11 protein-coding genes and 1 tRNA gene are annotated in these 12,163 nt (G+C 74.6%); 7 read left to right on the forward strand and 5 right to left on the reverse strand.

Going from position 1 to position 12,163, the window contains the following annotated elements:
• Window positions 1-63 precede the first annotated feature (63 nt).
• From AB0F01_RS05330 to AB0F01_RS05340, 3 genes are all read left to right on the forward strand, one after another.
• On the forward strand, window positions 64-429 hold the full coding sequence (locus AB0F01_RS05330; RefSeq protein WP_362090078.1) for a hypothetical protein: 366 nt from the start codon (window positions 64-66) through the stop codon (window positions 427-429).
• A gap of 251 nt (window positions 430-680) precedes the next feature.
• Window positions 681-1,391, forward strand: a complete 711-nt coding sequence (locus tag AB0F01_RS05335; RefSeq protein ID WP_362090079.1) for a hypothetical protein — start codon at window positions 681-683, stop codon at window positions 1,389-1,391.
• Window positions 1,382-1,455 (forward strand) — tRNA-Lys (locus tag AB0F01_RS05340). Before AB0F01_RS05335 ends, AB0F01_RS05340 begins: the two co-directional genes overlap by 10 nt.
• A gap of 102 nt (window positions 1,456-1,557) precedes the next feature.
• On the opposite strand, the gene AB0F01_RS05345 is transcribed toward AB0F01_RS05340, so the two are convergent.
• On the reverse strand, window positions 1,558-2,889 hold the full coding sequence (locus AB0F01_RS05345; RefSeq protein WP_362090081.1) for a M6 family metalloprotease domain-containing protein: 1,332 nt from the start codon (window positions 2,887-2,889) through the stop codon (window positions 1,558-1,560).
• 336 nt (window positions 2,890-3,225) lie between these two features.
• On the opposite strand from AB0F01_RS05345, the gene AB0F01_RS05350 reads away from it, so the two are divergent.
• Window positions 3,226-5,199, forward strand: a complete 1,974-nt coding sequence (locus AB0F01_RS05350) for an EAL domain-containing protein (RefSeq protein ID WP_362090083.1) — start codon at window positions 3,226-3,228, stop codon at window positions 5,197-5,199.
• A 41-nt stretch (window positions 5,200-5,240) separates the two neighbouring features.
• On the opposite strand, the gene AB0F01_RS05355 is transcribed toward AB0F01_RS05350, so the two are convergent.
• Window positions 5,241-6,359 carry an LLM class flavin-dependent oxidoreductase gene (locus tag AB0F01_RS05355; RefSeq protein WP_362090085.1) on the reverse strand — a complete coding sequence of 373 codons (1,119 nt, stop codon included), beginning with the start codon at window positions 6,357-6,359 and terminating at the stop codon, window positions 5,241-5,243.
• 442 nt (window positions 6,360-6,801) lie between these two features.
• Here AB0F01_RS05355 and AB0F01_RS05360 point away from each other — a divergent pair, with 442 nt between their 5' ends.
• On the forward strand, window positions 6,802-7,167 hold the full coding sequence (locus tag AB0F01_RS05360) for an antibiotic biosynthesis monooxygenase (RefSeq protein ID WP_362090087.1): 366 nt from the start codon (window positions 6,802-6,804) through the stop codon (window positions 7,165-7,167).
• Between the two features lie 168 nt (window positions 7,168-7,335).
• Here AB0F01_RS05360 and AB0F01_RS05365 read toward each other — a convergent pair whose 3' ends face one another.
• Entirely contained in the window at window positions 7,336-8,067 is a 732-nt protein-coding gene (locus tag AB0F01_RS05365; RefSeq protein ID WP_362090089.1) for an aspartate/glutamate racemase family protein, read from the reverse strand.
• Entirely contained in the window at window positions 8,064-8,897 is an 834-nt protein-coding gene (locus tag AB0F01_RS05370) for an aspartate/glutamate racemase family protein (protein ID WP_362090091.1), read from the reverse strand. Before AB0F01_RS05370 ends, AB0F01_RS05365 begins: the two co-directional genes overlap by 4 nt.
• A 181-nt stretch (window positions 8,898-9,078) precedes the next feature.
• Here AB0F01_RS05370 and AB0F01_RS05375 point away from each other — a divergent pair, with 181 nt between their 5' ends.
• Window positions 9,079-10,062: a D-2-hydroxyacid dehydrogenase gene (locus AB0F01_RS05375; RefSeq protein WP_362090093.1), complete on the forward strand. Its 984-nt coding sequence runs from the start codon at window positions 9,079-9,081 to the stop codon at window positions 10,060-10,062.
• A gap of 17 nt (window positions 10,063-10,079) precedes the next feature.
• Window positions 10,080-11,645, forward strand: coding sequence for an amidase (locus AB0F01_RS05380; protein WP_362090095.1), 1,566 nt, complete (start codon window positions 10,080-10,082; stop codon window positions 11,643-11,645).
• Here AB0F01_RS05380 and AB0F01_RS05385 read toward each other — a convergent pair.
• Entirely contained in the window at window positions 11,626-12,120 is a 495-nt protein-coding gene (locus AB0F01_RS05385; protein ID WP_362090096.1) for a DUF3830 family protein, read from the reverse strand. The genes AB0F01_RS05380 and AB0F01_RS05385 overlap by 20 nt on opposite strands.
• Between the last annotated feature and the right edge of the window lie 43 nt (window positions 12,121-12,163).

The following is a 12,163-nucleotide window of genomic DNA, read 5'->3' on the forward strand; positions in this document are numbered from 1 at the left end:
TGCCCAGGGGTGTCCCCGCTCGCGGGGAGAACGACTGCGACGACGTACGAGAAGGAGACGCACATGGCGGAGCCCAGGCCGCGTCAGGACCCACCGCGGCTACGCCCCGCGCCCCTGCTGTTCGAGCCGGCGGCGTCGGCCGCCGATCCGGAGCACTTCTTCGACCTGGAGTCGATCGACGACCCGCGCGCCCTGCTGGAGCGCGCGACGGAGCTGACGCTGGCCTTCCGGGCGGCGGCGGACCGGGCGGTGGAGTTCCAGGCGCTGGCGGCCGCCCAGCTGGCCGACCCCCGGCGCTTCGACCGGCTGACGACGGCCGACATCGCGGAGCGCGCCCAGTGGACCGAGGACTACGCGAAGAAGATGGTCGAGTTCGGCCGTGACCTGCTGCGCGCCGGGGAGGGCCCGGGGGCCGTCGACACCCTGTGACGCGACCGATGCGGCACGCCGGACGCCACCGGCCCAGGGGGAGGCGGCGCGCCGCGAGCCGCACCGGGAGGACGAAGGTCGGCACGAGCCAGTCCGAGCCGACCGGAGTCGGTGCGGTCCGAGCCGACCGGACCGGGTCGAACAGGCGTGGCATATGCCAGGTGGGCAAGATACCCCGCCACCCGGCGCCCTGTCCCCGTTTCCGGCAACTCTGGAGAACCGTTCCCTCACGGCGGGTAGACCTGGTGTCCATGAGCAGGACACGCAAGGTCTCCGACGTCAGCGGTATCACCCCGGACGGTGCCGCCTGGCTCGCCTCGGCGGGGGCGTATCCGCGCAGCACGCTCGCCCTGTGGGAGGAGCGCCCGGAGGCCCCCCTGGTTCTGCCCTGCGGTGCCGTCTTCGACGTGGTGAGCGCGCCCGCCCTGTTCGGCCGCCGGATGCTGGACCGGATGTGGGACGAGGGACCGGGGTCGGGGCCGGTCGCGCAGTACCGGGGCCGGATCCAGCTGTTCGCCGCGCCCGGCACCGCCCAGCGGCTGCCCGCGCTGCTGGAGTGGGAGGAGTGGGGCACCCCCGGGCCGGATCACGCCCTCGGCACCGGCCGTGCGGACGCCTGCGCCACGCCGGTCCGCGACATGGCCGGGGCCTCCGGCGCGTCCCGGGCACCCGGCACCTCCGCCCGGGGCGCCCGCCAGGCGGGCCGGGCGGGCGCGGTGCCGCCGCTGCTGTGCCACGGGACGGGGGACGCGGTGACCGTTCCGCCCGCCGTGGGGGCCGCCGCGCAGGGCGGTCACGGGGCGCGCTGGCTGGTGGCCCCCGACACGCGTCATCCCTGGTTGCCGGGGCCGGAGGTGCTGCTCTGGGCGGCCGTCCGGGCGGCCCGTGCGGCCGTGCGGATATCGATTTTTCCTCCCGCCGATCAGGATGCTAATGTCTACGACGTCAGCAGGCGCCGCTAGCTCAGTTGGTTAGAGCAGCTGACTCTTAATCAGCGGGTCCGGGGTTCGAGTCCCTGGCGGCGCACGACATGGAAAGGCCCCTCGCGAAAGCGGGGGGCCTTTCCATATGCCCGTCAGCGGCCTCCACCCCCCGCCCGGCGCGGCGCCCCTCCGCGGGTGCCTCCGGTCAGGTCTTCCGCGGAGGTGTCGCCAGGGTGATGCGGACCGTCCACGCCCCCGACGCGGTCCGCCCCTCGACCTCCACCCGGACGTTCTCCCCCGGCACCGTGAAGCTCTCGCCGACGGCGACCGGGGCGTCCGCGAGGGGCGGGTACACCGATTCGGCCGCGCAGGCCTCGGTGTGCGGGTGGGCGTCGATCACCTCGACGGGGCCGCCGCCCGAGCGGGTGGCGCTGCGCACCCGGTAGACCAGCACCCCCGGCCGGCAGGCCGCCGCGTCGTTGCCCAGCCGGTCGCGCACCTCGAAGGCGAGGACGCTGTCGGGCCCGGTGCGCACGACCGCCAGCTTGGTGCCGCGGCCCAGCCCGAAGGCCGGGGCGCCGCCCGCTCCCGCCGCCTGTACGCCCGGGCCCGCGCCCAGCGGCTCCAGGGTCAGCCGCACCGGCTCCGTGCCCCGTACGCACCGCACCTGCCGGGGCTCCAGCCAGCCCAGCTTCCACTTGTGCCAGCCGAACAGGTCCGGCGCGAGCGCGAACTGGCTGCCCATCAGGTCCCAGTCGCCCACGTAGGTGTCCCAGTCGCCCTTGCCGTCGACGGGGCGGTTGTAGAGGTCGGGCAGGTCGAAGACGTGCCCCGTCTCGTGGGCGAGGACCAGCCGGTCCGGGGGGTGGTTCTCGAACACGGTGACGACGCGCCGGATGTCGGTGCCGTCGGCGCGCAGCGGGGTGTCCAGGTTGACGACCTTGGTGGCGTCGGAGTCCACGCCGGGCGCGTCCGGATCGGCGACGAGGTACACGATGTCGTACTGCGAGAAGTCGACCTCGGGGTCGGCCGCGGCGAGCGCGTCCCGCAGGTAGGCGGCCCGGTGAGCGAGGGTCCAGTCGCGCTGCACGGCGTACGCGGTGGACGGCTTCGGCATCCGGATCCAGTGCTTCAGGGCGTGCGGGCGGAGCGTGAACCTGCCGTAGGAGGACCGCTCGAAGAAGTCGGTGGTGGCCGGGAAGTGGTCGGCGGTGAGGTCGGCGGGCGTGGTCAGGGGGTGGGAGTCCGGGAAGGACAGGAACACCATCACCGCGTCCAGCCGGCGGGTGGGGCGGGGGTAGGCCGCGTTCCAGGTGTCCAGGCCCTCGGAGTGGTGGGCGTCGGTGCGGGTCAGCGCGCAGGCCGCCGGGGAGAAGGGCTCGGCCGCCGAGGGGGCGGAGAGGGTCGAGGTCGCGGCGAGGGCCGACATGGTGGTGAACACCGCGGCCGTGCTGCGCAGTCGGGGCCGTACCCCCGATCGGCCCACCGCCCGGAGGGCCTGCCGACCGAGTCCTCGCAGCGGGAGCCGACGCGGCACGGGAGACCTCCGGAAGACGGTTCACGGGACACCGCACCCAGCCTGTGGGGGTTTGTCGTACTACGCCCTGTTCGGCTGCACCGGACGGGTGAGCGAGCGCCGCTGTGCGCGCCCGAGCGACACCCCCGGCGTGTTCACGGAACGTCACAACCGGTCGATGGGCCCCGCAAGGCCGCCACCTGCGAGCAGAAACGATCTGGCAGAGATGCGGACCATGCCCGAGACTGAACACCGGCTGGAAGGGTGTGGTGCCGAGCTCTATGATCGGCACACTTTCTGAGACTTCCTGAGAGTTTCCTGCACGAACGGCAATCGAGTGCACGGCGGGAGCGAGCGGTGAGCGGAACCTCCGAAGGACCGGCGTCCGCAGTGGGTCTGGACCGACCGGGCGTCACGGAGAGTGAGATCGTGGCGTCCACCCGTACCGGCCCCTCCCCCACGACCGCAGCCGCCGCCGACCGGGCCCCCGCCCCCTCCGGTACGGCCCCCGCCCCCTCGGTCTCCCCCACCGGCCGGCCGTCGCCCCCGTCGTTCACGCGCTCCTCCCCGCCCCCCTCCGTGCCGTCCTACCGCTCGGTCTTCACCGCCGCGCCGCTGGCGATGGCGGTGGTGGACCGCGAGGGCACGGTGACCGGCGTCAACCCGACCCTCGCCGCCCTGCTGGACAGCACCCCGGACGCACTGACCGGCGCGGTCGCCGCCGATCTGGTGGACCTCTCCTCCGACGCCCATACCTGGCACGCCTACCTCGAGGTCCTGCGCGGGCGCCGACCGGAGCTGAGCTGCGCCCGCCGGCTCAAGCACCCGACAGCCGGGGCCCTGTGGGTGCAGGTGACCGTGACCCGGCTGCCCCCCGGCGAGGACGGCGCCGACGGCGTGCTGCTGGCCGTCGCCGACATCAGCGCCCGCCGCGAACTGCAGGAGCGGCTGCGCCACCTGGAGATGCACGACCCGGTGACCCGGCTGCCCAACCGCACCCTGTTCTTCGAACGGCTGACGGCCGCCCTGGAGGAGGACTCCTCCGCACGCGGCGGCAGCGGCCGGATCGGCCTGTGCTACCTGGACCTGGACGGCTTCAAGGCCGTCAACGACACCCTCGGCCACCGCATCGGCGACCGGCTGCTGACCGCCGTCGCCGAACGCCTCACGCGCTGCGCCGAGGAGGCGGGCCGCACGAGGACGGCCACCCCGCTGGTGGCGCGGCTCGGCGGCGACGAGTTCGCCGTCCTGGTGGAGGACTCCACCGGCACCGAACAGCTCGCCGAACTGGCCGAGTCGGTGCTCGCCTCGGTCCAGGAGCCCTTCGACCTCGGCGGGCGGCGGCTGTCGGTCTCCGCGTCCATCGGGGTGGTCGAGCGGCACGCCGCCGGCACCACTCCGACCGCGCTGATGCAGGCCGCCGACACGACGCTGTACTGGGCGAAGGCCGACGGCAAGTCCCGCTGGACCCTCTTCGACCCGGAGCGCAACGCCCACCGCATGACCCGGCAGGCCCTCGCCTCCACCCTCCGCCCGGCCATCGAGCGGGGCGAGTTCGCGCTGGAGTACCAGCCGCTCGTCGGCATGGAGGACGACCGGGTGCACGGGGTCGAGGCCCTGATCCGCTGGCACCACCCGCAGTTCGGCACGCTGACGCCGAATCGGTTCATCCACCTGGCGGAGGAGGACGGCTCGATCGTGCCGCTCGGCCGCTGGGTGCTGCGCACCGCCTGCGAGCAGGCCCGCCGGTGGCAGGTGGAGCATCCCGACGACCCGCCGATCTTCGTCAGCGTGAACGTGGCGGTCCGCCAGGTCTGGGACTCCGACCTGGTGGCCGACGTCGCCGAGACCCTCGACGAGACGGGCCTGCCCCCGCACCTGCTGCAACTGGAGCTGACCGAGTCGGCGGTGATGGGGTCCTCGGGCCGCCCGCTGCAGGCGCTGAAGGCGCTCAGCGACATGGGGGTGCGGATCGCCATCGACGACTTCGGCACCGGCTACTCCAACCTGGCCTACCTCAGCAGGCTGCCGGTGTCGGTGCTCAAGCTGGACGGCTCCTTCGTCCGGGGCTTCCAGTACGAGGAGCGGGCCGCCGCCCCGCCCAACCCGGCGGACGAGGTCATCGTCGAGGCGATGGTGCAGCTCGCCCACCGGCTGGGCCTGACCGTCACCGCCGAGTGCGTGGAGACCTCGGCGCAGGCGACCCGGCTGCGACGGATCGGGTGCGACACCGGGCAGGGCTGGCTGTACTCGCGCCCGGTGTCCCCGGACCGCATCTCCGAGCTGCTGGCCACGCCCGGGGTCCAGGCGGACGTCGCGGTCAAACCGTAGACGCCGGTGACGCGGTCAACCCGTGGACGCTGGTGACGCGGTCACCCCGTGGACGCCGGCGAGGTGGGCAACCCGTAGGCGTCGGCGAGGAGTTCGTACGAGCGCAGGCGCACCTCCCTGCCGTGCGCGTTCGCGGTGATCATCAGCTCGTCGGCGCCGGTGCGCTTCTGCAGGTCGTCGAGACCGGCGCGGACCTCGTCCGGGGTGCCGAAGACGACGTTGGCGTTCCAGGAGTCGACGAAGTCCCGCTCCGTCGGGCTGAAGGGGTACGCCTCGGCCTCCTCCGGGGTGGGGACGAGTCCGGGGCGGCCGGTGCGCAGCCGCACCATGTTGAGCGCGGCGGCCAGCACCTGCCGGCGGGCCTCCTTCTCGTCCTCGGTCGCGAGCGCGGAGACGCCGATGAGCGCGTAGGGCGCGTCGAGCACCTCGCTGGGGCGGAAGGACTCGCGGTACAGGTCCAGCGCCGGGATCGTGTTCTGCGCGGAGAAGTGGTGGGCAAAGGCGAAGGGCAGACCCAGCATGCCGGCCAGCCGGGCGCTGAAGCCGGACGAACCGAGCAGCCAGATCGGCGGCCGGTGCGGGGACTGCACCCCGCCGGGCGAGGTGGCCTGCACCGGGCCGGGCACGGCGTGGATGCGGCGGTAGGGGTGGCCGTCGGGGAAGTCGTCGTCCAGGAACCGGGTCAGCTCGGCGAGCTGCTGGGGGAACTCGTCGGCGCCCTCGTGGAGCCGGTCGGTGCGGCGCAGGGCGGCGGCGGTGGCGCCGTCCGTGCCGGGGGCCCGGCCGAGGCCGAGGTCGATCCGTCCCGGCGCCATGGCCTCCAGCGTGCCGAACTGCTCGGCGATGACGAGCGGCGCGTGGTTGGGCAGCATCACGCCGCCCGAGCCGAGGCGGATGCGGGTGGTGTGGGCGGCGAGGTGGGCCAGGATCACGGCCGGGGAGGAGGACGCCACCCCCGGCATGGAGTGGTGCTCGGCGACCCAGTGGCGGTGGAAACCGCGGGACTCCGCGAGCCGGGCCAGCTCGACACTGGTGCGCAGGGCGTCGGTGGCGGTGCTCCCGGCGCCCACGGTGACCAGGTCCAGGACGGACAGGGGGACGGGGGCGCTCCCCCGCGCCGTGCCGCGGATCTCGTCGGCTGCGGTGTCGTCTGCGGCCACGGTGGGGTGCCTCCTGAGTGCTCGGCCGTTCGGTTCGCCGGGTCCCGGCAGGTACCCGGCGGTAGTGGTACCGCTGCGCGGCTGCGCCGGAAGGGCGCGCGCATGCGGTGCGGTGCCTTCAGGGCAGAACAGGGGACTGTCCCCGGTTATTCCCGGGTGCGCGGGGGCCGCGGGCGCCTGGGCCCCGGGGTGGCCGCCGCCGGGCCTCCGTGACCGACTGTCGGGCCGGCCGACGCGTGGGGGCGGCCGGCGGCCGGCCCGTGCTTGACCTCAAGCGGGCTTGAGCTCCTAGCGTCGTGACCGGTTCCGCAGCGACGGTCCGAGCCGATCGCACGGACCTCCGCACTGGCCTCCGCACGGGCCCTCGCCCCACCCGCCCCGTTCCGTTCCGTGCGCTCGCCCCGCCCGACACCGACACCGACACCCACCCCGGAGGTTCCCGATGACGACCGTCTACCGCGTGGACAAGTTCGCGGTGCCCGACGCCGCCCGCGAGGAGTTCTGGCGCCAGGTCCGCCGCACACACGCGCTGCTGCGGGAGCAGCCGGGCTTCCTGGACGACGTGCTGCTGGAGCAGCGGTCCGGGCCCGGCCGGTTCAACGTGGTCACCCTGGTCCGGTGGCGTTCCGCCGACGACCTGGCGGCGGCCCGGCCGGTGGTCGAGGCGTCGCACCGGGCCGCCGGGTTCAGTCCGGCCGACTTCCTGGCACGGGCCGGTGTCGAGGCGGACGTGGCCGACTACGTCGAGGCCGGAACGCCCACTACGGCGACCGCCACGGCGACCGGCCCGGCGGCGCCGAGCACCTGAGAACCGAAGCCCCGCTCCCTCCCGTTCCCCGCAGCCCCCGGCCGCCCGCCCCGCCCCGGCGGCATCGGCACCCCCGGCCGCACGCACGCCCGACCGCTCTCACGCCCGGACGAGCTGTCCCCTCACGCCCGGATGAGCCGTCCCCTGACGCGCGGATGAGCCGTCCCTTCACGCCTGGACGATCGGCTCCCGGGTGAACAGGGCGCCCAGGGACGGGGCGTTGACCCGGCGGTCGGCCAGGCGCAGGCCCTCCCAGACGGTGACCTGGTTGGCGGTGAGGACCGGCTTGCCCAGCTCCTTCTCCAGGGCCGGGATGTGGGCGGCCGTGTGCAGGGCGGTGTCCGGGAGCAGCAGAAGTTCCGCGTCGGGGTGGTCGGCGGCGCGGGCCAGGGCGAGCACCTCCGTCTCCTCCCAGGTGCCGACCTCCGCCGCCGTGACGATGCCGGAGCTGCGCACGCCGGTGACCTCGATGCCGCCGGTGCGCAGGAAGTCGGCGAACAGTCCGGCCACGTCGTCCGGGTAGGTCGCCCCGACGGCCACGCGCCGGGCCCCCATCTCGCGGACCGCGTGCACGAAGGCGAAGGAGGTCGAGGAGGCGGGCATGCCGGCGGCCAGGGCCAGGGAGCGCACCTGCTGCTGGGCCCCGTCCCAGCCGTGCACGAAGCTGCCGCTGGTGCAGGCCCACACCACGGCGTCCGCGCCGGTGAGCCGCAGGTGCTCCACCCCCGCCGCGAGCCGCTCCGGGGAGCCCATCTCGCGCAGGGCGTCGACCCGGTGCGCGTCCTCACCGATGTCGGTGTGCACCAGGTCCACCCGTACGTCGCTGCCCAGCAACTGCTCCATGCGCGGGTAGTCGTCCTCGGCGGAGTGTCCCGGGTAGAGGAATCCCAGTGCGGTCATGTCCAGCCTTCCTGCTGTTTCTTCTCCGGCACGTCCGGCAGTACGGGGCCGGACGCCTGGTCCGGCAGTACGGGCCCGGAGCGCGCCGACACGTCGATCAGCGCCTGATACGGTCCCACCGCCCGGGTACCCAATCGGCGCAACGCCGCCCACATGGTCACCTGGTTGGCCGAGATGACCGGGATGCGCAGTTCGGCTTCGAGCTGCGGGATGACGTCGTAGGTCGGCAGGTTGGTGCAGGACAGGAACAGCGCGTCGGCCGGGCCGAGGGGCCCGCGCACCGCCGCCTGCCGGGCCATGTCGACCACCTCGCGGTAGGTGACCGTCCAGATGTGCCGGGTCAGGCCCATGAAGGCGCAGCCGGTGACCGCGACGCCCGCCTGGCCGACGTACCGTTCCAGCGCCCGGGTCACCGACACGGTGTAGGGGGTCACCAGCGCGACCCGGCGCACGTCGAGTTCCACCAGCGCCTCCAGCAGGGCGCCCGAGGTGGTGATCGCCGGGACCCGGCCGGTGCGGCTCATGGCCTCGCACATGGCGCGTTCGCCCATCACGCCGCCGACGAAGCTGCCGGAGGTGCAGGCGTAGGTGACGACCTCGGGGGCGACGGCGGTGAGGGTGCGCACCGCGTTGCCGAGGGTCTCGTGCTCGCTGATGAGGCGGGCGAGGTCCAGGCTCACCTCGACCGGCACGTAGGGCGTGCGGGTCAGGTGCAGGGACACCTCGTCGGGGACCCAGCGCCACAGCTCCCGGTCCAGGGCGAAGTCGAAGGGGGCCACGACCCCGACCCCGCGCTGCGGCCCCGGTCCACCGAGAAGGGAGACGTCCATGTCAGCACCGGCCTCACGCTGGGGGACGAGCCCACGACGGACCGTCGAACGGCCCGTGAGGAGCACGCAAGGAGCACGCAACGGATCGTCGGAACGCCCGTGTTGACGACGGTAGGTTCGGGTGCCAGCGTGGTCAATCCGCGCATCTGAGACTTTCGGCCACAGCGCAGAAACGGCGGTCATGACCACCCCCCGCACCCCTTCCGTCCCTCCCGTACCGGCCGTCCCCACGGTCCTCGTGCTGGACGCGGAGCCCCCGCCCCGGCTCGGCCGGCTGACCGGGCGGGCCCGGATCGAGCACGCGGACGCCTCGACGCTCGACCAGCGGCTGCCGGAGGCGGACGTCCTGCTGGTCTGGGACTTCACCTCGCACGCGGTGCGCGCCGCCTGGCCCGGCGAGGGGCCCCGGCCGCGCTGGGTGCACACGGCGAGCGCGGGCGTGGACCATCTGCTCGGTCCGGAACTGGCCGGCTCCGACACGGTCGTCACCAACGCGCGGGGCGTCTTCGACGGGGCGATCGCCGAGTACGTCGCCGCGCTGGTGCTGGCGCACGCGAAGGACCTGCCGCGGACGCTGGAGCTCCAGCGCGGGCGGACCTGGCGGCACCGGGAGACCCGCAGGGTCGCCGGGACGCGCGCCTGCGTGGTCGGCTCCGGGCCGATCGGCCGGGCGATCGCGGGCACGCTGCGCGCGCTCGGGGTGACGACGGCCCTGGTCGGGCGGACCGCGCGCCCGGGGGTGTACGGGCCCGGGGAGCTGGACCGGCTGCTGTCCCGCGCGGACTGGGTGGTCGCCGCGGCGCCCCTGACGGACGCCACCCGGGGCATGTTCGACGCACGCCGGTTCGGCGTGATGCAGCCCTCCGCGTACTTCGTGAACGTCGGGCGGGGGCAGCTCGTCGTGGAGGACGCTCTGGCCGAGGCGTTGCGGCGGCGCTGGATCGCGGGGGCGGCCCTGGACGTGTTCGAGAGCGAGCCGCTCGCCCCCGACAGCCCGCTGTGGGAGGTGCCGGGGCTGGTCGTGTCCCCGCACATGAGTGGTGACACGGTCGGCTGGCGGGACGAACTGGCCGCCCAGTTCGTGGAGTTCTTCGAGTTGTGGGCGGCGGGCGAGCCGCTGCCGAACGTGGTCGACAAGCAGCGCGGGTACGTACCCGGCCACTGACGTCCCCGGGAGGGCGGATGACCGAGTTCACCGAGTCGAGCAGGCCCAGCGGATCCGGCGCGCCCCGCGAACGGACCGGCCCCGCCCGCCCCGCCCGTCCGACGGACCCGGCCGGCGCCGCGCATCCGGCCGACCGTACCGACCCGGTCGACCCGGCCGCCCCCGCCGACCCGACGGGCCTCACGGCCCTGCGGCTCCTGGCCGCCTACCGCGCCGGGGAGACCGGCCCGGTGGCGGCGACCCGGGCGGCGCTCGCGCGGGCCGAGGAGATCCAGCCGGAGCTGAGCGCCTTCGTGCGGCTGATGCCCGAGGAGGCGCTGGAGCAGGCCGCCCGGTCGGAGGAACGGTGGCGGCGCGGTGAGCCGTGCGGGCTGCTGGACGGGGTGCCGGTCACGGTGAAGGACATCCTGCTGCTGCGCGGCGCCCCGACGCTGAAGGGCTCGCTGACCGTCGACCCGGCGGGGCCCTGGGACGAGGACGCCCCCTCGGTGGCCCGGCTGCGGGAGCACGGGGCGGTGTTCCTGGGCAAGACGACGACCCCGGAGTTCGGCTGGAAGGGCGTGACGGACTCCCCGCTCAGCGGCGTCACCCGCAACCCGCACGACCCGGCGCGCACCGCGGGCGGCTCCAGCGGGGGCGCGGCGGTGGCGGTGGCGCGGGGCGCGGGGCCGCTGGCGCTGGGCACGGACGGCGGGGGCAGCGTGCGCATCCCGGCGTCGTTCTGCGGCATCTTCGCGCTGAAGCCGACGTACGGCAGGGTGCCGCTGTATCCGGCGAGCGCGTTCGGCACGCTGGCGCACGTCGGTCCGATGACCCGGGACGCGGCGGACGCGGCGCTGCTGATGGACGTGATCGGCGGCGCGGACTCGCGGGACTGGTCGGCGCTCGCCCCGCCCGCCGGTTCCTTCTCGGCGGAGCTGGACGGCGGGGTGCGCGGCCTGCGGGTGGCGTTCTCGCCGGCGCTGGGCGGGCAGGTGGCGGTGCGGCCGGAGGTGGCGGCGGCGGTGCGGCGGGCGGTCGAGGCGCTGGCCGGGCTCGGCGCGTACGTGGAGGAGACCGACCCGGACCTCGCCGACCCGGTGGACGCCTTCCACACGCTGTGGTTCGCCGGGGCGGCCCGGGTGACCCAGCACCTGGGGCGGGAGCAGCGGGCCCGGTTGGATCCGGGGCTGCGGGAGGTGTGCGCGACCGGTGCGCGGCTGTCGGCGCTGGACTACCTGGCCGCGGTGGACGTGCGCATGGACCTGGGCCGCCGGATGGGTCTGTTCCACGACACCTACGACCTGCTGGTCACCCCGACGATGCCGGTCACGGCGTTCGAGGCGGGGGCGGAGGTGCCCCGGGGCTCCGGGCTGGGCCGCTGGACGGGCTGGACGCCGTTCACGTACCCGTTCAACATGACCCAGCAGCCGGCGGCGACCGTACCGGTGGGGACGGACGCGGACGGGCTGCCGATCGGGCTGCAGCTGGTGGCCGCCCGCCACCGGGACGCGCTGGTGCTGCGCGCCGCGCACGCGCTGTACGCGGCGGGCGTGGCCCGCGCGGCCGGCGCGGGCAGCGCGGTCACGCCCGGCGGAAGCTGAGCGTCTCCCCCGCCGCCCCGGTGCGCCACAGGTCGTTGCACGCCTCGGCCAGCCCGGCCAGCCCGTCCACCACCTGCCCCCAGACGATGCCGGGCACCCAGCCGACGTCGCCGTTGAGCAGCAGGTTGTTGCGCTCGTAGAAGAGGGCGAGGTCCACCACGGTGGCGCCGGGGCGGACCTCGCGGTCGTAGCCGTACGCCGTGGTGCCCAGCTCGGCACCGGCGAAGGAGAAGTAGCACAGGTCACCGGGGATGGGCGTGACCGTCGGGTTCTCCAGGGGCGGCTCGGCCGGCGCGAACGGCTCGAACAGCGCATAGATCTCATTCCGGGCATACTTGGCGTGGTAGACGTCGCCGCTCAGGGGCAGCGCGTCCCAGACGGCCGCGCACGTGACCGGCGCCCGGTCGTCCAGCAGCCGGGCGGTCGCGGTGACGCCGCGCGTGACCAGCGAGACCTCGATGTATCGGTCGACCATGTGTCCCATGGTCCCGTGCCGGTCAAGACCGCCCGACCGCCGA

The sequence above is a fragment of the Streptomyces sp. NPDC029526 genome (assembly GCF_040637405.1).
Taxonomy (GTDB): domain Bacteria; phylum Actinomycetota; class Actinomycetes; order Streptomycetales; family Streptomycetaceae; genus Streptomyces.

Coding starts and splice junctions, on each gene's coding strand:
- AB0F01_RS05330 (WP_362090078.1), top strand. CDS start 64: ATGGCGGAGCCCAGGCCGCGTCAGGACCCACCGCGGCTACGCCCCGCG.
- AB0F01_RS05335 (WP_362090079.1), top strand. CDS start 681: ATGAGCAGGACACGCAAGGTCTCCGACGTCAGCGGTATCACCCCGGAC.
- AB0F01_RS05360 (WP_362090087.1), top strand. CDS start 6,802: ATGACGACCGTCTACCGCGTGGACAAGTTCGCGGTGCCCGACGCCGCC.
- AB0F01_RS05365 (WP_362090089.1), bottom strand. CDS start 8,067: ATGACCGCACTGGGATTCCTCTACCCGGGACACTCCGCCGAGGACGAC.
- AB0F01_RS05370 (WP_362090091.1), bottom strand. CDS start 8,897: ATGGACGTCTCCCTTCTCGGTGGACCGGGGCCGCAGCGCGGGGTCGGG.
- AB0F01_RS05375 (WP_362090093.1), top strand. CDS start 9,079: ATGACCACCCCCCGCACCCCTTCCGTCCCTCCCGTACCGGCCGTCCCC.
- AB0F01_RS05380 (WP_362090095.1), top strand. CDS start 10,080: ATGACCGAGTTCACCGAGTCGAGCAGGCCCAGCGGATCCGGCGCGCCC.
- AB0F01_RS05385 (WP_362090096.1), bottom strand. CDS start 12,120: ATGGTCGACCGATACATCGAGGTCTCGCTGGTCACGCGCGGCGTCACC.